18 protein-coding genes are annotated in these 19397 nt (G+C 68.0%); 7 read left to right on the forward strand and 11 right to left on the reverse strand.

The window, feature by feature from the left end; all coding sequences use genetic code 11:
- Positions 1-4 precede the first annotated feature (4 nt).
- From G539_RS0119465 to G539_RS0119490, 6 genes are all read right to left on the reverse strand, one after another.
- Complete coding sequence (locus G539_RS0119465; protein ID WP_029076681.1) at positions 5-496, reverse strand: proton-translocating transhydrogenase family protein; 492 nt, start codon at positions 494-496, stop codon at positions 5-7.
- A 2-nt stretch (positions 497-498) separates the two neighbouring features.
- Complete coding sequence (locus tag G539_RS0119470) at positions 499-1686, reverse strand: Re/Si-specific NAD(P)(+) transhydrogenase subunit alpha (RefSeq protein ID WP_029076682.1); 1188 nt, start codon at positions 1684-1686, stop codon at positions 499-501.
- 104 nt (positions 1687-1790) lie between these two features.
- Entirely contained in the window at positions 1791-1916 is a 126-nt protein-coding gene (locus G539_RS0119475; protein ID WP_029076683.1) for an aa3-type cytochrome c oxidase subunit IV, read from the reverse strand.
- A 147-nt stretch (positions 1917-2063) separates the two neighbouring features.
- Positions 2064-3419 carry an ABC1 kinase family protein gene (locus G539_RS0119480; RefSeq protein WP_029076684.1) on the reverse strand — a complete coding sequence of 452 codons (1356 nt, stop codon included), beginning with the start codon at positions 3417-3419 and terminating at the stop codon, positions 2064-2066.
- Positions 3420-3574: 155 nt separating this feature from the next.
- Positions 3575-3967, reverse strand: a complete 393-nt coding sequence (locus tag G539_RS0119485) for a type II toxin-antitoxin system death-on-curing family toxin (RefSeq protein ID WP_029076685.1) — start codon at positions 3965-3967, stop codon at positions 3575-3577.
- Entirely contained in the window at positions 3964-4188 is a 225-nt protein-coding gene (locus G539_RS0119490) for an AbrB/MazE/SpoVT family DNA-binding domain-containing protein (RefSeq protein WP_029076686.1), read from the reverse strand. The genes G539_RS0119485 and G539_RS0119490 overlap by 4 nt, the downstream gene beginning before the upstream one ends.
- 302 nt (positions 4189-4490) lie before the next feature.
- On the opposite strand from G539_RS0119490, the gene G539_RS0119495 reads away from it, so the two are divergent.
- Positions 4491-6389: an ABC transporter ATP-binding protein gene (locus G539_RS0119495; protein WP_084640084.1), complete on the forward strand. Its 1899-nt coding sequence runs from the start codon at positions 4491-4493 to the stop codon at positions 6387-6389.
- A 582-nt stretch (positions 6390-6971) separates the two neighbouring features.
- Here the strand turns inward: G539_RS0119495 and G539_RS0119500 are convergent.
- Complete coding sequence (locus G539_RS0119500) at positions 6972-8783, reverse strand: M3 family oligoendopeptidase (protein WP_029076688.1); 1812 nt, start codon at positions 8781-8783, stop codon at positions 6972-6974.
- Positions 8784-9001: 218 nt separating this feature from the next.
- Here G539_RS0119500 and G539_RS0119505 point away from each other — a divergent pair, with 218 nt between their 5' ends.
- The 4 genes from G539_RS0119505 to G539_RS27330 all read left to right on the forward strand — a co-directional run bounded on the left by G539_RS0119505 (position 9002) and on the right by G539_RS27330 (position 14641).
- Positions 9002-10444, forward strand: a complete 1443-nt coding sequence (locus G539_RS0119505; RefSeq protein ID WP_029076689.1) for a sigma-54-dependent transcriptional regulator — start codon at positions 9002-9004, stop codon at positions 10442-10444.
- 116 nt (positions 10445-10560) lie between these two features.
- Positions 10561-12222 (forward strand): L,D-transpeptidase family protein, encoded by a 1662-nt coding sequence (locus G539_RS0119510; RefSeq protein ID WP_029076690.1) that lies wholly within the window; start codon positions 10561-10563, stop codon positions 12220-12222.
- Between the two features lie 315 nt (positions 12223-12537).
- Positions 12538-14283 (forward strand): peptidoglycan L,D-endopeptidase MepK, encoded by a 1746-nt coding sequence (gene mepK, locus G539_RS27215; RefSeq protein WP_051231694.1) that lies wholly within the window; start codon positions 12538-12540, stop codon positions 14281-14283.
- Positions 14284-14467: 184 nt separating this feature from the next.
- Complete coding sequence (locus G539_RS27330) at positions 14468-14641, forward strand: hypothetical protein (RefSeq protein ID WP_169516670.1); 174 nt, start codon at positions 14468-14470, stop codon at positions 14639-14641.
- Positions 14642-14865: 224 nt separating this feature from the next.
- Here G539_RS27330 and G539_RS0119525 read toward each other — a convergent pair whose 3' ends face one another.
- The 3 genes from G539_RS0119525 to G539_RS0119535 all read right to left on the reverse strand — a co-directional run bounded on the left by G539_RS0119525 (position 14866) and on the right by G539_RS0119535 (position 16358).
- Positions 14866-15117, reverse strand: coding sequence for a DUF2312 domain-containing protein (locus tag G539_RS0119525; RefSeq protein ID WP_029076691.1), 252 nt, complete (start codon positions 15115-15117; stop codon positions 14866-14868).
- Positions 15118-15205: 88 nt separating this feature from the next.
- Positions 15206-15523: a DUF1244 domain-containing protein gene (locus G539_RS0119530; protein WP_029076692.1), complete on the reverse strand. Its 318-nt coding sequence runs from the start codon at positions 15521-15523 to the stop codon at positions 15206-15208.
- Positions 15524-15536: 13 nt separating this feature from the next.
- Complete coding sequence (locus tag G539_RS0119535; RefSeq protein ID WP_035831617.1) at positions 15537-16358, reverse strand: N-formylglutamate amidohydrolase; 822 nt, start codon at positions 16356-16358, stop codon at positions 15537-15539.
- A 232-nt stretch (positions 16359-16590) separates the two neighbouring features.
- On the opposite strand from G539_RS0119535, the gene G539_RS25540 reads away from it, so the two are divergent.
- Both G539_RS25540 and pyk read left to right on the forward strand, forming a co-directional pair.
- A complete protein-coding gene (locus G539_RS25540; RefSeq protein WP_425402366.1) occupies positions 16591-17199 on the forward strand; it encodes a DUF1036 domain-containing protein in 609 nt (202 codons plus the stop codon).
- On the forward strand, positions 17196-18635 hold the full coding sequence (gene pyk / locus G539_RS0119545) for a pyruvate kinase (RefSeq protein WP_029076695.1): 1440 nt from the start codon (positions 17196-17198) through the stop codon (positions 18633-18635). The genes G539_RS25540 and pyk overlap by 4 nt, the downstream gene beginning before the upstream one ends.
- Before the next feature lie 142 nt (positions 18636-18777).
- Here the strand turns inward: pyk and G539_RS0119550 are convergent, their stop codons facing one another.
- Entirely contained in the window at positions 18778-19377 is a 600-nt protein-coding gene (locus G539_RS0119550; protein ID WP_169516671.1) for a tetratricopeptide repeat protein, read from the reverse strand.
- Positions 19378-19397 lie beyond the last annotated feature (20 nt).

A 19397-nucleotide genomic window follows, 5' to 3' on the forward strand; every position in this document is an offset into this window, starting at 1 on the left:
GGCCTCACTTCGACTTCTTCTTGTACATGGCGAGCATGCGACTGGTGACGAGGAAACCGCCGAAGATGTTCACGCTGGCGAGGATCAAGGCGATGAAGCCGAAGCCCTGCGCCCAGGCGTGGCCGGAGGCCGACGCCGCATCGACCGCCGCGTCGACGCCGACGGCGAGCAGCGCGCCGACGACGATCACCGAGGAGATCGCGTTGGTGACCGACATCAGCGGCGTGTGCAGCGCCGGCGTCACCTGCCAGACGACGTAGTAGCCGACGAAGATCGCCAGCACGAAGACGGAAAGCTGGAAGATGAACGGGTCGATCGCGCCACCGGAGACGGCGTGAGCGGCCGCGCCGGCGACGTTGCCGAGGCCGCTGGCGGCCTGCTCGGCATAGAGCTGGGCGGCGACGGCCGCCTCATGCGCGGCGCTGGCCGCGGCGCTCGCCGCGTCGGCGGCGGACTTGGCGGCGCTGGCCGCCTGCTCGGGCGTAAGATTTGCCATGATCAGTTGCCCCCCTGCTCGGCGACGAGAATCGGCTTCGGTTCATCCACCGGTGCTTCCTTCGGCTTGAAGGCCGGGTGCACGACGGCGCCGTCGCGCGTCAGCACGGTCGCCTTGACCAGCTCGTCGTCCCAATTGACGGCGACGGTCTTGGCGGCCTTGTCGATCAGCGTCTCGACGAAAGCGTAGAGGTTCTTGGCGTAGAGCTGCGAGGCGGTGGCGGCGATGCGGCCGGCGACGTTCATGTGGCCGACGATCTTCTTGCCGTCGATCTCGACCGTCTCGCCGGGCCTGGCGCCCTCGACATTGCCGCCGCGCTCGACGGCGAGGTCGACCAGCACGGAGCCGGGCTTCATCGACGCGACCATGGCGGCCGAGACGAGGCGCGGCGCGGCGCGGCCGGGGATCAGCGCCGTCGTGATGACGATGTCCTGCTTCTTGATGTGCTCGGCGACCAGCGCCGCCTGCTTGGCCTGGTACTCGGCCGACATCGGCTTGGCGTAGCCGGCGGCGGTCTCGGCCTGGCGGAACTCCTCGTCCTCGACGGCGACGAACTTGGCGCCGAGGCTCTCGACCTGCTCCTTGGCGGCGGGCCGCACGTCGGTCGCCGTCACCACCGCGCCGAGGCGGCGGGCGGTGGCGATCGCCTGCAGGCCGGCGACGCCGGCGCCCATGACGAACACGCGCGCGGCCGGAACGGTGCCGGCGGCGGTCATCATCATCGGCAGGGCGCGATCATATTCGGAGGCCGCGTCGATGACGGCCTGGTAGCCGGCGAGGTTCGCCTGGCTCGACAGCACGTCCATCACCTGGGCGCGCGTGATGCGCGGCATGAATTCCATGGCGATGGCCGTGATGCCGGCGCCGGCCATGCCGGCGACCGCGTCCTCGTGGCCATAGGGGTCCATCGTCGCGACGACGAGGGCGCCCTTCCTGTAGCCGGAAAGCTCGGAAGCCTCGGGGCGGCGCACCTTCAGCACGATGTCGGCGCCGTCGACCGCCTCGGCGGCGGTGGCGGCGATCGTCGCGCCGGCGGCAGCATATTCCGCGTCGGGAATGCGCGACTTGACGCCCGCGCCGGCCTGAACCGACACGCTGGCGCCGAGCGCGATGAACTTCTTGACGGTTTCAGGCGTCGCGGCGACGCGGCTCTCGAGCCCGTCGACCTCCGCCGGCACACCAATCTTCATGGCGTTGTCCTAAGGAACGGCGGGGCCTCGCAACGCGCCCGCACAGTCAAATCAGTGGGGTATCGCGACGTCCGATGGTCCGGCCACCAAGGACCGGCCAAAGCTCAGAGCAGGAAGATTGCCATGAGGATGAGGACGACCACGCAGGCGATCGTGCCCCATTTGGTCAAGCCAGTGAAGAACGCATAGGTCTTCTCGTGCTCGCGGTAGTCCATCGGGCTATCGGTCATGGCGTCTCGGTCCTTCAGCGCAAACCAAACTGAGCGGCCTTTACAACACTTGGCTGGGGCGGGCAATCCGGCATCACGCCACGCCCCCGCAATGCCCGAAAACATCGCGATTCCGCCCTATGGAACGGGTGCGCGCCCGGGACCGCCTCACGCCAGCCCGACGCCGCCGAGCGCCGCGCGCTGGCGCATGGCGAGAATCTCGCGATCGAATCCCTCGATCGTCGCGGCGAACAGCTGGTGGAAGTTCATCTCGGCCTTCAGATGCAGGAACACGGAGCCGAGCCCGACCGCCGCGCGGTCCATGAACACGAACTCGCGCGGCACCGTCACCGGCCCCTTCTCGCGCAGCACCTGGTGCACCTGGAAGGCCTCGCGGCGGCCATATTCCGAAGGCGCCACGCCGTCGGCGATGGTGCGGACACGATCGTCGATCAGCGGTCCGTAGATGAAGCGCGCCCAGATGTTCAGGGCCTCGATCAGTTCGTTCGAGAGGCCGGCAAAGCCCCAGACCTCGTAGGCGGAGACGATCCGGTCGCGGTCGTTCTCGCGCAGGCCGTGGAACAGGTTGACGACGCCGTCGACGAAGGCGGCCGGGAAGATCCGGACGCAGCCATAGTCGAGCAGGTTGATGCCGCCCGCCTCGCCGGCCTCGTTCTCGAACACGGTGTAGTTGCCGAGATGCGGGTCGCCATGGATGACGCCATATTGCGCGAACGGCGCCCACCAGGCGCGGAACATGGCGGTGGCGATGCGGTTGCGCTCCTCGAGCGACCGGTCGCGATAGTCGAGCACGCGCTTGCCGTCGAGCCAGTCCATCGCCAGCAGCCGGCTGGTCAGGAGCGCCGGCTCGACGCCCGGCACCCGCACCAGCGGCTCGCCGTCGAGCATGATCTTGTAGAGCAGCGCATGCCGCGCCTCGCGGTCATAGTCGAGCTCCTCGCGGATGCGGCTGCCGATCTCCTCGTAGATCTCGCTGGTGTCGATCGAGCGGTCGACACGGCGATAGATCGAGAACAGCACCTTCAGCTGGGCGAGGTCCGCTTCCACGGCCGACTGCATGTCGGGATATTGCAGCTTGACCGCCAGCGCCCGGCCATCGGCGGCGATGGCGCGGTGCACCTGGCCGAGCGAGGCGGCGGCGGCCGGCTGCCGCTCGAACAGCTGGAAGCGCTTCTCCCATCCCGGGCCGAGCTCCGACTGCATGCGGCGCTTGACGAAGGGCCAGCCCATCGGCGGCGCGTTCGACTGCAATTGCGACAGTTCCTCGGCATATTCCGGCGGCACGAGATCGGGCACGGTCGAGAGAATCTGGCCGACCTTCATCAGCGGCCCCTTCAGCCCGCCGAGCGCGGTCGCCAGCTCCGAGGCGTGCTTGCCCTTGTCGAGCGAGGTTCCGAACAGCCGCGCGCCCGCCACCTTGGCGGCGACGCCGCCGACATTCATGCCGACGCGGGCATAGCGCGACAGGCGGCCGGAGAGACGGTTGCGTTCGGAATCGGACATGGGCTCTCTCTTCGAGCGCTCGTCACGAGCGCTCCTCTCAAGGGCGGACCTGCCGGACAACAACCCGGCCGGCTGGGACGGAATCGATCAGGCGTGCTCCTAAGATGCGGTGCGTAGCGGCGGGCGCAAGCCACGCCGACCCAACAGGCCCCGCGCTACTCCGTCGCTGGCGGCGACCGGTCACGGATCCAGCGGGCGAGGCTCTCTTCCGAGATTTCGCCCGCGGCCAGGCCGAGGATTGCAGCGGTCGCCTCGGCCGGCGGCGGCGCAAAGCGAAGATCGTTCAGGCGCAGGAACATCATCAGGGCGACAAACGCCGCGCGCTTGTTGCCGTCGATGAAAGGATGGTTGCGCGCAATGCCGAACGCATAGGCGGCCGCGAGGCTGGCTAGATCGGTCTCGCCATAGGCGAATTTGTTGACGGGACGGCCGCGCGCCGATTCCAACGCTCCCAGATCCCGGATCCCGTGCGGCCCGCCGAACCTTGCAATCTGGCGGTCATGCGCGACCAGAATCTCCTCGAGGGTGAGCCAGCGCGGCTCTCTCATTTGGCGAGTTCTCTCAGGGTATCGCGGTACTCGTCCATGATGTCATCGACGATCCGCATGGCCTTGTCGAACTCGGGATCAAATGGCGAAAGACGGATCGAACCATCGGCATTTTCGGTCACGTTCAGCCACTGGCCCTGCTGCAGATCGAGCCGGGTCAACAATTCCTTCGGCAGGATCAGTCCCGTCGAGTTGCCGATCTTCTTGATCTCGAGCTTCATGGCGCGCACTCCGTTGTACATTCAGTATAACGGAATGTCGTAACCTCGACAACGAGGCACGAAACGTGCCTTGCCGCGACACGCTGCGGGTACCTTGGAGAGGCGTTTTGGCCGGACAGCGGATCATTGCATCCGGTGCCGAAAAGCCACGCCCCGAGGGTTTCCGCCAAACCGGCATTGCCGGGAGCGGGCCTGCAGGACCATAGTGCCGCTTCGTTACGCGAAAACCCGGGAGCCTCCGATGACAGCCCTCATGTCCCAGCAGAAAGGAGCCTTTGAAAATCATCAGGATATGACGTTCCATGCTTATCCGTTCCCCGGACCCGCAAGCACGCGCCGACGCCCCTAGCGCCAGCGACCTCCCCCCTCCTCCGCTTCCCTCCGCCGAAGTCGGCGGCCGCGCCAAGGCGCGAGCCGGATCGCTGTCGGAGGACGACCCGAGCCCGGCCACGCCGCCGCTGACGCGTGCGCGCCTCGCCAAGTTCCTCGGCTATTACCGGCCCTACCTGCCGCTCCTGCTGCTCGATCTCGCCTGCGCCGTGCTCGTCTCGGTGACGGCGCTGCTGCTGCCGCTCTGCGCCAACTACGTGACGCGCCTGCTCGTCGCGGCGGAGGATCCGTCGTCGGTGCTTCCCGCCATCTACGCCACGGGCGGGCTGATGCTGGCGCTTCTCGTCGCGCAGGCGCTGGCGACGCTGTTCGTCGACTATCAGGGCCACATGATGGGCGCGAAGATGGAGGCGGCGCTGCGGCGCGAGCTCTTCGCCCACTGCCAGAAGCTCTCCTTCGGCTTCTATGACAGGCAGCGCGTCGGCCAGCTGATGAGCCGCATCACGCATGATCTGTTCGACGTCGGCGAGCTCTATCACCACGGGCCGGAGGAGCTCGCCATCGCGGTCCTCAAATTCGCCGGCGTGACGGCGATCCTCTTCACCCTGGACGTCCCGCTCGCCCTGATCGTCCTGACCACCCTGCCGCCGGCGGCCGTCTTCTCGATCCACTTCAACAACCGCGTCAACGCGGCGATGCTGCGGGTGAAGGAGCACATCGCGGGCGTCAGCGAGCGGGTCGAGGACTCGCTCGCCGGCATCCGCGTCGTGCAATCCTTCGCCAACGAGGCGCTGGAAAACCGGCGCTTCGACGTCGCCAACCGGCGCTTCCTCGAGGGGCGGCGCATCGGCTATCGCAGCGAGGCCTATCTCTGGGCCGGCACCACGGTCTTCCCGCAGCTGGTGACCGTCCTGGTCATCGTCGCCGGCGCGGTCCGCGTCGCGCAGGGGGCGCTCGGGCTCGCCGAACTGCTGACCTTCCTGCTCTGCATCGCCGTGCTGGTCGATCCGATCAATCGCCTCGCCAATCTCGCCCGCCTCTGGCAGACCGGCTTCACCGGTTTCGTGCGCGTCATGGAGATCTTCGAGACGGAGCCCGACATCGTGGGCCGCCCCGGCGCCATTGACCTCGGCCGGGCGCAGGGCGGGATCGCCTTCGAAGACGTCGGCTTCCGCTATGACGAGGACGGCCCGCATGTGCTCAGGAACCTGTCGCTCGCGATCAAACCCGGCGAATTCGTGGCGCTCGTCGGTGCTTCGGGCGCGGGAAAGAGCTCGCTCTGCGCGCTGATCCCGCGCTTCTACGACGTGACGGAGGGACGGATACTCATCGACGGCGTCGACATCCGCGACATCCGGCTCGACGCGCTCCGGCGCAACATCGGCATCGTCCAGCAGGACGTCTACCTGTTCGCCGGGACCGTGTTGGAGAACCTCCGCTATGGCCGACCCGACGCCACCGACTCCGAAATCGAGGCGGCGGCGCGGGCGGCCAACGCGCATGACTTCATCCTGGCGCTGCCGGACGGCTACCAGAGCGACATCGGCCAGCGCGGCGTGAAGCTCTCCGGCGGGCAGAAGCAGCGGCTGACGATCGCCCGCGCCATCCTGAAGGACGCACCAATCCTCATCTTCGACGAGGCGACCAGCGCGCTCGACAATGAAAGCGAGCGGGCCGTGCAGCAGGCGTTGCTGACGCTGGCACGTTCCCGCACGACACTCGTCATCGCCCACCGCCTGTCGACGGTGCAGCGGGCCGACCGGATCCTGGTGCTGACCGAGGCGGGAATCGTCGAGGAAGGCAGCCACGAAGCTCTCATCGCGGCGAACGGCGCCTATGCCCGGCTCTACCGGGCGCAGGCGAGTCTTTAGGGGGCTGACCGACAGCCCCCCAACACGCTCCGCCATCATCCTGAGGGTCGGGTCACAAACAGCCGGCGCGTGGAGCGCGGCATGACGCGAGGGACGCGCTAAACGTCCCGAGCGATGCGCACCGCCTTCCCCCTCCCCCTTGTGGGGAGGGCCGGGGTGGGGGTACCACCTCGGCCCGCCGAGCTTCGAGCGGCACTCCTGCCTTGAGGCGGAGCCGGTACCCCCTCCCTAACCCTCCCCACAAGGGGGAGGGAATTTCGAGCTTCTCCTTCGAAGCCCGGCTGCGCCGGGCGCCTCAGGATGAGGGATGTCCGGGGAATACGGCCAGAGAGAAGGTGCCGGGCGACCGTTCGCAGCCTCCATCCGACCCTCGCCGTCATCCCGGACGCAGCGCAGCGGAGATCCGGGATCCATCCAGCCGAGGACTCGGGTATTTCGCTCAGCTGTCAGTACGAAAACCCTGCGAACCCGGCGGCATGGATCCCCGCCTTCGCGGGGATGACGCGAGCCAACCCACAAAAAAGCCCGGCGCCGTCCGATCGGGACAGCGCCGGGCTCAACATCGGAACGAAGATGAAGGCCTCAGGCCTCCATCGCCTCCAGCTCGCTGATGAAGCCTTCCAGCACGGAAAGACCCTTCTGCCAGAAGGAGGGGTCGGTCGCGTCGAGGCCGAAGGGGGCCAACAGCTCCGAATGGTGCTTGGTGCCGCCGGCCTTCAGGAGGGCGAAATACTTGTCCTGGAAGCCGCTCTCCGACTGCCGGTAGACGGCGTAGAGCGAGTTCACCAGGCAGTCGCCGAAGGCATAGGCATAGACGTAGAACGGCGAGTGGATGAAGTGCGGGATGTAGGTCCAGAACGTCTCGTAGCCGGAGCCGAGGCGGATCGCCGGGCCGAGGCTCTCGGCCTGCACCTCCATCCAGATCTCGTTCAGCCGGTCCGACGTCAGCTCGCCCTCGCGGCGGGCGATGTGAACCTTGCGCTCGAAGGAATAGAAGGCGATCTGGCGGACGACCGTGTTGATCATGTCCTCGACCTTCGAGGCGAGCATCGCCTTGCGCTGGATCGGATCTTTCTGCGCGTCGAGCAGGGCGCGGAAGGTCAGCATCTCGCCGAACACGCTGGCCGTCTCGGCGAGCGTCAGCGGCGTCGGCGCCATCAGCGCGCCCTGCGGGCCGGCCAGCACCTGGTGCACGCCATGGCCGAGCTCATGCGCCAGCGTCATCACGTCCCGCGTCTTGCCCTGGTAGTTCAGGAGCACATAGGGGTGCGCCGACGGCACGGTCGGATGCGCGAAGGCGCCCGGCGACTTGCCGGGACGGACCGGCGCGTCGATCCAGTTCTTGTCGAAGAAATCGCTCGCGATTGACGCCATCTCGGGCGCGAAGGCGCCATAGGCGGAGAGCACCGTGTCGCGCGCCTCGGTCCAGGGGATGGTGCGGCTCGGCACCTTCGGCAGCGGCGCGTTGCGGTCCCAGTGGTCGAGCGCGTCCTTGCCGAACCACTTCGCCTTCAGCTTGTAGTAGCGGTGCGACAGGCGCGGATAGGCGTCGCGCACGGCGGCGACCAGCGCGTCGACCACTTCCGGCTCGACCCGGTTGGCGAGATGGCGCGAGGCGGCGACATCCTCGAAGCCGCGCCAGCGGTCGGAGATTTCCTTGTCCTTGGCCAGCGTGTTGGTGACCAGCGTGAACAGGCGGATGTTCTTGCCGAAGGTCGCGGCAAGCGCCTCGGAGGCGGCCTTGCGCTTCGCCTCGTCCGGGTCCTGCATCAGGTTCAGCGTCGGCTCGAGCGTCAGTTCCTCGCCGTTCACGTCGAAGCGGAGCGAGGCCATGGTCTCGTCGAAGAGCCGGTTCCAGGCGCCGCGGCCGGTGACCGACTTCTCGTGGAAGAGCTGCTCGACCCGGTCCTCGAGCTGGTAGGGCTTCTCCTTGCGGACGTCCTCGATCCAGGGGCGGTAGTGGGCCAGCGCCGCATCGGCCTGCATCGCCGCCTCGAGAACCGAATCCTCGACGCGGTTCAGCTCCAGCGTGAAGAACAGCAGATGGGTCGAGGCGTCGGTGATCTTCTGCTGCACGTCGCCATAGAACTTGGCGCCGACCGGATCCGTGGTGTCGCCGGAATAGACGAGGCCGGCATAGGAGATGATGCGGCCGAGCAGTTCGTCGAGCGCCTCATAGGCGCGGATCGCCTCGACCAGACCGCCGTCGCGGGCGAGCGCGTCGAGCTTGCCCTTGTAGGCGGTCTCGAAGGCGACCGAATCGGTCTGCGCCCTGGCGAGGTCGGCGACCAGAACCGGCGAATCCATGCCCGGATAGAGGTCGGCGAGGTTCCATTCCGGCAGGGGCCCGAGCGCCGCCGCCTCGGCGGGCTGGGTCGCGAGGGTGGAACTCATGGGAAGCGGTGTGGTGGGGAACATGGGGGATCCGGTCGCACGAGAATGGGTGCTCTTACTTAGGGGTCTCCCCCCGCCCGGATCAACCCGCGAGCGCGGCATGCCGCACGGCCGTGGACCGGAGGGCGGCGTTGCCGGAAGGGTAACAGGACGTTAACGCCCCGCCCCGATCATGACCGCCATCCGCCTGCCGATCCCCTCCCGCGAAGCGCCTGCCGATGCCCGCCCCGATCCTCATCGTCGACGACGATCCCGCCGAGCGGAGCCGGCTGGCCGAGGCGTTGGCGCAGCAGGGCCATGCCGTCGAGGCCTTCGGCGACGGCGCAGCGGCGCTCGCGCGCCTTGCGGCGGCGGACGGCCCTCGCTTCCAGCTTATGATCCTCGACCTCGTCATGCCGGAACTCGACGGCATCGGCGTGCTGCGTCGGCTTTCCGAAAACGGCAGCAGGATCAAGGTGATCGTCCAGGCGACGGTGGCCGGGGCCGACCGCGTATCCGACGCGATCCGCGCCGGAGCGGTCGACTTCCTCGTCAAGCCGGCAGCGCCGGAACGCCTCGCGGTCACCGTCCGCAACGCGCTCCGCCTATCCGCGCTGGAGGACGAGGTTTCGCGCGCGCACCGAGCCGCCGATGGCCCCACCGGCTTCGACGACATCGTCGCGACCGACCCGGGCATGGAACGGGCGCTGACGCTCGCCCGCCGCGCCGCCCATGTCGAGCAACCGGTGCTGATCGAGGGGGAACCCGGTACCGGCAAGGCCCTCCTCGCCCGCGCCATTCATGGCAGCGGCGACCGGCGGAGCCGGCCGTTCGTCGTGGTTTCCTGCGATGAGACGGAGCCGGACCGCGCCGGCCGCGCGCTGTTCGGCGCGGATCCGGCGACCAACCGGGTCCAGGCCGCCCGGCACGGCACGCTGCTGATCGAGGAAGTCGGTCGGCTACCGCTCGACGCGCAGGCGAAACTGATGGCCCTGCTCTCGGCGGCGGAGGACGACCAGCCGAGCGGCAGGAAACCCGTCCGCCCCGACATCCGGCTGATCGCGACCACGAGCGACGACCTGCAGGAGCGCGTCCGCGCCGGGCGTTTCCGGGAAGACCTCTATTATCGCCTGAATATCCTGCCGATCCGCGTGCCGCCGCTCCGCAGCCGCCCCGAGGCCATCCCGGAGCTGGCCAGGCGCTTCACGACTCGCTTCGCAGCCGAGCATGGCAGGACGGTGCAGGACATCGCGCCGGAGGCCATCGAACAGCTGGGCCGCCGGCCATGGACCGGCAATGTCCGAGAACTTGAAGCGGCGATTCTTCGCGCCGTCATGCTGGCGGAAGGACCGTTCCTGACGTGCACCGACTTTCCCGCCGAGGAAGACGCCGACTCGAACCGGACCGCGTTGAGGCTCGTCCCAAGCACTAGCGCGGCCCAAGCTGCGGAGGCGAGCCACGGCACGCCGGTCCCGGCCGGCCGGCTGAGCGCGCTGTCGCCGGATGGCGAGATCCGCCCCCTCGCGGAGATCGAGGCCGAGATGATCGGGCTGGCGCTCGAACACTACCGTGGCCGCATGGCAACGGTGGCGCGCAAACTCGGCATCGGACGATCCACCCTCTATCGGAAGCTGAAGGAACTCGGCATTTCCGACAGCGCGGAGAAAATCGCGGCGGAGTGACCGGGATCGCAGCGGGGCCGACGGAGTTGATGCTATAGGGGTCGCACCATCAGGCTCGGATCGGACAGGATCCGGCCGGTGCGGCGGACGCGGAAGGCAAGGAAGGGCACGACGACATGATCCGGAAGGCGACGAAGGCACTGCTGGCGAGCGTGGCGCTGATCGGGTTCACCGTCGGCGCAGCCCATGCCTACCTGCCCGAAGGCAAGACGTTCCGCGAGCGCGCCGGCAGCGCCGCCAGCCTCGCCATGGCCGACGCCGCGAGCGATCCGGCCGCCCAGGCGCTGAAGGTGCTTCTGGCCGCGCAGCCGAAGACCGGCAGCTTCATCGAGAAGCGCGACCGCGCGGCGCTGGCCGAGTTCTACGCCGAGCGCGACTACCAGCCGGTCTGGATGGTCGACGGCGCCTACACGCCGCAGGCGCGCGCCGTGATGGCGCGGATCGCCGCCGCCGAGGAGGATGGCCTCGACCCCGCCGCCTATCGCCTGCCGCCGGCGACGATCGGCGCCACGACGCCCGCCGGCGCCGAGATCGCCGCCTCGGTCGACCTGGTGCTCAGCCAGGCGGTGCTGCTCTATGCGCGCCAGGCCTATGCCGGCCGCCTCGACCCGTCGTCGATCAGCAAGCTGATCACCATCAAGCCACTGCTGCCCGATCCGATCGAGGTGCTCGCCAGCGTCTCGTCGGCCAGCGACGGCGCCACCGCGATCGCCAGCTTCAACCCGCCGCATGAAGGCTATCTGCGCCTGAAGAAGGCGCTGGCCGACGCACGCGCGACCGAGACGGGCCCTCGCCTCGCCCGCGTTCCGGAAGGCAAGTCGATGAAGCTCGGCCTCGCCGATCCGCGCGTGCCGCTGCTGCGCGCCCGGCTCGAAGTGCCCGCGCCGAGCGAGGCGCCGGAAGTCTATGACGAGGCGCTCGCCGCGGCGGTGAAGAGCTTCCAGTCCAGCAAGGGCCTGACGGCCGACGGCATCGCCGGCAACGCCACCGTCGCCTATGTCAACGGCACCGGCCGTTCGCATACGGCCGAGATCATCGCCAACATGGAGCGCTGGCGCTGGCTGCCGCGCGATCTCGGCGCGTTCCACATCATGGCCAACGTGCCGGAATATCTGGTGCGCGTGGTCGACAACGGCGTCGTCGTCCATACGACCCGCACCGTGGTCGGCAAGATGACCAACCAGACGCCGATCTTCTCCGACCAGATGGAATCGATCGTCGTCAATCCGAGCTGGAACGTTCCCGCCTCGATCACGACCAAGGAAATGCTGCCGGCGGCCCGGCGCGATCCGAGCTACATGTCGCGCAAGGGCTACCAGGTGCTCGCGAATGTCGACGGCAAGTACCGGCCGATCGATCCGCAGATGGTCGACTGGAGCAATGTGAACCCGCGCCAGATCATGATCCGCCAGCCGCCGGGCGACGACAACGCCCTCGGCAGCGTCAAGTTCCTGTTCCCGAACGAGCACGCGGTCTACCTGCACGACACCCCGTCGAAGAGCTTCTTCAAGCGCGACGCCCGGGCGCTCAGCCATGGCTGCGTGCGCGTCCAGGACCCGCTCGAATTCGCCGATGTCCTGCTCACGCACCAGGGCGGCTGGACCAAGCAGCGGCTGCGGAAAATGATCGGCGGCAAGGAAAAATGGATCAATTTGCCGAATCGGATCCCGATCCATCTCACTTATTTCACCGCCTTCGTCGGTGATTCCGGCTCGCTGGAGACCCGTCCGGACGTCTATGGCTTCAACGCCCGCGTTGAAAAGGCACTCGGCCTCTAGCGCCCCGGAAGCCGCGGATTTCCGCCCTTTTTTCCAAACAGGCGAAAGCCCGACCTACGGGCGCGGACGAGATGACCGCGGCCGCCCACCACGAGAAGATGTGCAACCGCGCCGGTGCGACCGCCTGCGCGGTTTTCTTTTTGCCCCTCAAATGCCACGATCTGCTTCGAATGATGTCGAGATGAAATTGCCGTGATCGGCAGGTGAGGCCCCGCGAGGGGCACGAAAAGGTCGCTTACGGTAAATGCTCGTTAACTCTCATCAAGCATTCTGCCCTTACGGGGGCCCATTGTCGGGCAAGGACGCAGAAGCACTTTGATTAAGCAGATCGATCAGAATCGGCGAGACCGGGGCCTGCTGCAGCGTTGCGGCACCGCGCTTCGCACGCTCCTCGCCACTGCGCTCGTGACCAGCACCATGGTGGCGACGGCGCCTGTGCAGGAAGCCGAGGCCGCCGCGGGCGACCGCGCGCTGAAGCTCTTCAACGTGCACACCAAGGAATCGGCGACCATCGTCTTCAAGCGCGGCAATCGCTACGACGCCGCCGGCCTGAAGCAGATGAACCAGTTCCTGCGCGACTGGCGCCGGAACGAGCCGACCAAGATGGATCCCCAGCTCTTCGACCTGATCTGGAGCGTGTACCAGCAGAGCGGTTCGCGCCAGCCGATTCACGTCGTCAGCAGCTATCGTTCGCCCGCCACCAACGGCATGCTCCGTTCGCGTTCGCGCGGCGTCGCCAAGAAGAGCCAGCACATGCTCGGCAAGGCGATGGATTTCTACCTGCCCGACGTCCAGCTTGCGAAGCTGCGTGCCATCGGCCTGAAGATGCAGATCGGCGGCGTCGGCTTCTATCCGACCTCCGGCTCGCCCTTCGTGCACATGGACACCGGCAGCGTCCGCCACTGGCCGAAGATGTCGCGCGACCAGCTGGTCCGCATCTTCCCGGACGGCAAGACCCTGCACGTTCCCTCCGACGGCAAGCCCCTGCCCGGCTATGAGCAGGCCCTCGCCTCGTACAAGGCCCGCAAGGCCGGTGGTGGCGCCGCCATCATGATGGCCAGCGCCGAGCCCGCCAAGAAGGGCAAGTCCTGGTTCGCCCGCCTCACCGGCACGGATGCCTCGGACGAGGACGATATGCCGAATGCCCCGGCGGAGGCCGCTCCGGCCGAGAAGCCCACCAAGGCTGCGCCCGCCGAGGTCGACGCCGTCCAGGTCGCGGCCGTCGCGCCGGAAGCCGAGACGGTTCCGTTCGCGACCGCTTCGGCCCCGCTGCCCCGCCCTTCGCCGGGCCGCGATGCCGAGCCCATGCTCGTCGCCGCCGCCGAGACGGACGCCGCCTTCCCGCCGGCGCCGCGCCGCTCGCCGGTCGTGCGCCCGATGACGACGCTGGCCAGCGTCGCGCCGATCCCGCAGGCCGCGCCGCTGCAGCCGACGCCCAATTACGGTTCCGGCATCACCGACACGCTGGCCGCGCTCGAGCAAACGGCGCCGGATGGCCCGGCGCTGCCGCGTCCGCGCGGCTCGGCCGCCGACGCCATCGCCGACGCGATCGGCAAGCCCAAGGCGAACAGCGACGCGATGATGGCCTATGCCGCCCCGCTCGCGGCCGACGAAGCGCTCACCCACATCGACGCCGCCACCGGCGCCCTCGTGACCAGCAAGCCGGCTCCCGCCCGTCCCGCGGCGAACGAGCCGCGCGTCGCCTCGCTCGGCGGCGAGATCAGCCTCGACGCCGGCGCTCCGGCCGAGGCCGGTGCGCGCATCGGCCAGGATCCGCTGGCCCAGTTGACGCCCGTCGCCTACCAGGCGACGACGATCGAGCTCGTGACCCGGACCGGCTCGACGCGGCAGAAGGCCTATGCGGAGCTGCAGATGCCTCAGCCCTTCGCCATGCCGCAGCTGTTCACGGCGCCCGAGCGCTCGATCCGCCTCGGCTTCGGACGGATCGCCTATGAGGGCCTCCGCACCGATCGCTTCGCCGGACCGCTGGTCCATCATCTCGGCACGCAGGATTTCGCGATGCTGACGACCGGAAGCCGGACCGCCCTGCTGAAGCGCTGAGCCCTCCACATCGCATGCAAAAAGCGCCGCAGCCGAGCTGCGGCGCTTTTTCTTTGCGCAATCGCCGGACAGCGGATGCGCCCGTTCGGAGCCATCCGCGCAGCCTGCGACAGCGCCCGCGGTGGATCCGCAACGACGGGTGCTCTAAACTTGGCGGCGAGCCCCCCACAGGAAAGCCTCAGCCATGACCGAACAGAGCGACCGCTTCAAGAAAGCTCCGCGCAAGAAAGCCGCCCCCGCCAAGACGGTGGCGCTGTCGGCAGAGGCCCGCAAGGCCTATGAGGAGATGATGCGCAGCCGCGACGAGCGCGACCGCAGCTACGGCCAGCACCTGCCGGCCGACGCCAAGGCACGCTAGCGCGTCATCGGGCGATCCGGACGACGGATCGCCCGATGACGCCGCGATGGGACAAGGAGGATCCCTTCGACGTCGCTTCGCGCGATGAAGGGAAAGAATGGAGGCACCTGCCTCCATAGCGCCTGGATCGGCGCGCCCGTCGAAACGGAACTTTCCGGCCGCCCGGGCCGTCGCCGGCGGCCGAACGTCATCGGCCCGCGCGAGCGCGGGCCGAATGAGCCGCCTCAGACCATGCCGAGGGCGTTCTTGTAGAGTTCGAGGATCGCTTCTTCCTCTTCGCGCTCGTTCGCGTCCTTCTTGCGGAGCGCGACGATCTTGCGCAGGGCCTTGGTGTCGTAGCCATTGGCCTTCGCCTCGCCGTAGACGTCCTTGATGTCGTCGGCGATCGCCTTCTTCTCTTCCTCGAGGCGCTCGATGCGCTCGACAATGGACCGGAGCTGGGCGGCGGCGATGCCCTGGACTTCGTCTTCAGCCATGTTGGGAAACCTCAATAGTTTGGCGCAGGCGTGGGTGAGTGCCCGAGTTGGGCGTGGGGGTCAAGCCCGTCAGGAGCGTGGCGGGACGTCAATGATCGGGACGGTTGGCCGCGAAGGCCGCCAGCTTTTCGGGCGAGGCCTCGGTCTGGTTGCGCTTCTGCCATTCCGCATAGGGCATGCCGTAGATGATCTCGCGGCTCTCCTCCTTGGAGAGGGCGATGCCCTTCGCCTCCGCCGCCTCGCGATACCAGTTGGCGAGGCAGTTGCGGCAGAAGCCGGCCAGATTCATCAGGTCGATGTTCTGGACATCGCCGCGCTCGCGCAGATGCGCCAAGAGCTGGCGGAAGGCGGCAGCCTCGAGCGCGGTCGTCGTCGCCTCGTCGAGGGATTCGGGGGTGCTGGACATGATGGGAACCCTTCTACTCGATCAGCGGGCCGGTGAGGGACCCGAAATGCTCGATCGCGTGCGGCGTGGAGCCGATGTTCAGTTCGGTCAAGACGCCCGCGAGCCGGTCGGCCCAGGCGGCGACGCCGGCGGGGTCGGCGATCAGGTCCTGCCGGACCTCGACCAGCGCATGCGCCAGGCCACGCCGCGTCGCGTGACGATAGAGCGTGTCGCCCTTGAGGGCGCCGTGATAGGGCTCGTTGTCGCCGACGACGATGGCGGGATCGCGCGCCAGCCCGTCGATCAGCGGCCGCGCCAGGCGCGGATCCGCATCCCAGAGGATGCCCGCGTGCCAGGGACGCGGCACGCCCTTCCAGCTGGCCGTGAAGCTATGGATCGACAGCACCATCGGCAGCCGGCCGCTCGCCATGCCGGCCTCGATCGTCGCGTTCACCGCGTCGTCATAGGGACGGTAGAAGCGCGCGATGCGGCGTGCCCGCTCCGCCGCGTCGATCTTCGCGTTGCCGGGCACCACCGCGCCATCCGACAGCCGCATGATCAGGGTCGGATCGTCGAGGCCGCGATTGGGATCGATCAGCAGGCGCGAGAAATGCGACAGCACCGCCGGCACGCCGAAGCGAGCGGAGAGCGCCCGGGTCAGCGCCGCAGCGCCGATGTCATAGGCGATGTGCCGTTCGAACTCGGACGGCGGCAAGCCGAGCGAGCCATATTCCGGCGGGACATGGCTCGACGCATGGTCGCAGATCAGCACGAGGCCGGCGTCGACACGGCCGGCGATCACTTCAAACGCGGCTGCGCCATCGGCGGCCGGCACGGTATCCAATTCGGTGCGCATGACCGGATGATAGTGGCCCGGCGGCCCGGCTGCCACCGGAATGTGCCGCCGCCCGGTCAGGCCCCCTCGCCTTCCCGACGGGCGCGGTCCCCGTGACATGATCGGGGCCGCGGCGCGCGCCGACGGTGGCGCCTCAACCCGCGCGGGACGGGACCGATACCTCCCCCGCAGGGCATCGCGCCGCCACGGTTTCAGCCATCATGCCGCCGCGATCTTTTTGGACATCAGGTCCATGCGATTCCTCGACCCGAAAGCCGCGGCCAGCCCGCGCCCTGCGCCGGCGCCGGACCCGGCCGACTCGATCCCGTCCTGGTTGACAGCCGGAAAGCCGCGGCGGCATAAAGCTGCCTCCAGCGTCAACCGGTTCGCGACCCTCTCGATGCGATCATGCCTGCTTCGATCCTGGCCGCGGACGGCCCTCCTGGCCTCGGCGGCCGCGTTCGCAGCCCTGTTCCTGCAGACCGCGCCGGCCTCCGCCGACCTCCGGCTCTGCAACAAGACGCCCAGTCGAGTTGGCGTCGCCATCGGCTACAAGGACAAGAAAGTCTGGACCACTGAAGGATGGTGGAACGTACCGGTCAATAGCTGCGAAACGCTCGTCAGCGGCACGCTCGTGTCACGCTACTATTACGTCTATGCGGTCGACTACGACCAGGGCGGAGAATGGAGCGGCAAATACGTGATGTGCACCAAGGACAAAATGTTTACCATCGAGGGCACCGAAGATTGCGTGCCGCGTGGATTTAATCGTTCCGGCTTCTTCGAAGTCGACACCGGCGAACAAACCAGCTGGACCATCCAGCTCAACGAACCTGCCCAGCAAGGAGCAAATCGAAAATGAGACGGTCGCGTAAGGTCAGAATTCTCGCGACCCTAGGTCCAGCCTCTTCCGACAAGACGACGATCGAGGCCCTGTTCCGGGCTGGCGCCGACGTCTTCCGCATCAATATGAGCCACACGGCGCACGACAAGCTCAACGAGCTGGTTCGCATCATTCGCACCGTGGAAGCCGATGTCGGCCGTCCGATCGGCATCCTCGCCGATCTGCAGGGTCCCAAGCTGCGCCTCGGGACATTCGCCGACAAGGCGGTCGAGATCACCGTCGGCCAGAACTTCGTGCTCGACAGCGATCCGACGCCTGGCACCCCCGGCCGCGTCTACCTGCCCCATCCGGAGATCCTCGAGGTTCTCGAGCCCGGCCATCGCCTGCTGATCGACGACGGCAAGGTTCGGCTCCGCGTCATCTCCGCCGACGGCAAGAGCGCGCTCACCACGGTCGAGGTCGGCACCAAGCTTTCCGACCGCAAGGGCGTCAGCGTCCCGGATTCGACGATCAAGACCGGCGCGCTGACCGAGAAGGACCGCGCCGACCTCGACGCCGCCCTGCAGGCCAATGTCGACTGGATCGCGCTCTCCTTCGTGCAGCGTCCGGACGACGTCGCCGAAGTGCGCAAGATCGCGGCCGGCCGAGCCGGCATCATGTCGAAGATCGAGAAGCCGCAGGCCGTGCAGCGCCTGGCGGAGATCATCGAGATCTCCGACGCGTTGATGGTCGCGCGTGGCGATCTCGGCGTCGAGATGCCGCTCGAGCAGGTTCCGGGCATCCAGAAGCAGATCACCCGCGCCTGCCGCCGCGCCGGCAAGCCGGTGGTCGTGGCGACGCAGATGCTCGAATCGATGATCACCGCCCCGGTGCCGACCCGCGCCGAGGTGTCGGACGTCGCCACCGCCGTCTACGAGGGCGCCGACGCGATCATGCTGTCGGCCGAATCCGCGGCGGGCGCCTTCCCGATCGAGGCTGTCGCGACGATGGACCGGATCGCCACCCAGGTGGAGCTCGATTCGAACCATCGAAACATCATGCACGCGCAGCGCACCGAGCCGGAGGCGACCGGCGCCGACGCCATCTCTGCCGCCGCGCGCCAGATCGCCGAGACGCTGAACCTCGCCGCGATCTGCTGCTACACGGCCTCGGGCTCTACCGGCCTGCGCGCCGCCCGCGAGCGGCCGCTGACGCCGATCATCGCGCTGTCGCCGATCGTCTCGACCGCGCGCCGGCTCTCGATCGTCTGGGGCCTGCACTGCGTCGTCAGCGACGACGCCTACAACCTCGACGACATGGTGAACCGCGCCTGCTTCATCGCCAATCGCGAAGGCTTCGCGAAGAGCGGCGACCGGATCATCATCACCGCCGGCGTGCCGCTGCGCACGCCGGGCGCGACCAACATGCTGCGCATCGCCTTCGTCGGCACCGGCACCGAGGACGGCCGGCGCTGACCGCGCCGCGCGTCCCAGCGAGCCTGCAAAGCCAAACGGCCACCCCTCCCAGCGGAGGGGTGGCCGTTTGCATTAGAAGCCCCTGCAACACGCGGGGAAGCCGACTGTATCGTCCCGGCGCGAACCTGCGCGGCGGAAGGAGCTAGATCTCCCGGCCCGCCACCTCGGGCTCCAGCGACTTGACCGTGTCGCGGACCTGGTCGTCGAGATAGGGATCGATCACCAGCGCCTGCTGCAGGGCGGCGAGCGCCTCCTTCTTACGGCCGATCTCGTTCAGGATCATTCCGAGGCCGGACAGCGCCCCGAAATGGCGCGGCTCGAGCGCCAGCACCTTCTCCAAGTCGGAGATCGCCTTGCCGTAGTCGTCCTGCAGGAAGAAGAGCGTCGCGCGCCGGTTCCAGCCTTCGGCATAGTTCGGCTTGAGCGTCACCACCGCATCGAGGAAATCGAAGGCACGCGGATAATTCTTCGTGGCCACGGCCTCGGCCGCCCACTGCATCAGCAGGTCGATGGTGTCGCTGCCGGACGCCAGCCAACGCCGCTGGATCTCCGCCTCGGCGGCGGAGCCCGCCTGCTCGTCGCCGGGCGTGCCGAGCGTCGCAAAGAGCTGCTCGAGGCTCTGGCTGCCGAGATCGCCGGGCGACGGCGCGTCCTTCGCCAGTGAAAGCGACGGCGCGGCCAGAGCGGCCAGGGCGACGAGAGAAACGACAAATGCCCGCATGATGGCCATCATAGCCTTCATGCGGGCATCGTCAAAACCAA

The organism is Kaistia adipata DSM 17808, assembly GCF_000423225.1.
Lineage (GTDB): Bacteria > Pseudomonadota > Alphaproteobacteria > Rhizobiales > Kaistiaceae > Kaistia > Kaistia adipata.

Coding starts and splice junctions, on each gene's coding strand:
- G539_RS0119550 (WP_169516671.1), bottom strand. CDS start 19,377: ATGAAGGCTATGATGGCCATCATGCGGGCATTTGTCGTTTCTCTCGTC.
- G539_RS0119500 (WP_029076688.1), bottom strand. CDS start 8,783: ATGAGTTCCACCCTCGCGACCCAGCCCGCCGAGGCGGCGGCGCTCGGG.
- G539_RS0119495 (WP_084640084.1), top strand. CDS start 4,491: ATGCTTATCCGTTCCCCGGACCCGCAAGCACGCGCCGACGCCCCTAGC.
- G539_RS0119475 (WP_029076683.1), bottom strand. CDS start 1,916: ATGACCGATAGCCCGATGGACTACCGCGAGCACGAGAAGACCTATGCG.
- G539_RS0119465 (WP_029076681.1), bottom strand. CDS start 496: ATGGCAAATCTTACGCCCGAGCAGGCGGCCAGCGCCGCCAAGTCCGCC.
- G539_RS25540 (WP_425402366.1), top strand. CDS start 16,591: ATGCGATTCCTCGACCCGAAAGCCGCGGCCAGCCCGCGCCCTGCGCCG.
- G539_RS0119485 (WP_029076685.1), bottom strand. CDS start 3,967: ATGAGAGAGCCGCGCTGGCTCACCCTCGAGGAGATTCTGGTCGCGCAT.
- G539_RS0119470 (WP_029076682.1), bottom strand. CDS start 1,686: ATGAAGATTGGTGTGCCGGCGGAGGTCGACGGGCTCGAGAGCCGCGTC.
- G539_RS0119510 (WP_029076690.1), top strand. CDS start 10,561: ATGATCCGGAAGGCGACGAAGGCACTGCTGGCGAGCGTGGCGCTGATC.
- G539_RS0119505 (WP_029076689.1), top strand. CDS start 9,002: ATGCCCGCCCCGATCCTCATCGTCGACGACGATCCCGCCGAGCGGAGC.
- G539_RS0119480 (WP_029076684.1), bottom strand. CDS start 3,419: ATGTCCGATTCCGAACGCAACCGTCTCTCCGGCCGCCTGTCGCGCTAT.
- G539_RS0119525 (WP_029076691.1), bottom strand. CDS start 15,117: ATGGCTGAAGACGAAGTCCAGGGCATCGCCGCCGCCCAGCTCCGGTCC.
- G539_RS0119490 (WP_029076686.1), bottom strand. CDS start 4,188: ATGAAGCTCGAGATCAAGAAGATCGGCAACTCGACGGGACTGATCCTG.
- G539_RS0119535 (WP_035831617.1), bottom strand. CDS start 16,358: ATGCGCACCGAATTGGATACCGTGCCGGCCGCCGATGGCGCAGCCGCG.
- G539_RS27330 (WP_169516670.1), top strand. CDS start 14,468: ATGACCGAACAGAGCGACCGCTTCAAGAAAGCTCCGCGCAAGAAAGCC.
- pyk (WP_029076695.1), top strand. CDS start 17,196: ATGAGACGGTCGCGTAAGGTCAGAATTCTCGCGACCCTAGGTCCAGCC.
- G539_RS0119530 (WP_029076692.1), bottom strand. CDS start 15,523: ATGTCCAGCACCCCCGAATCCCTCGACGAGGCGACGACGACCGCGCTC.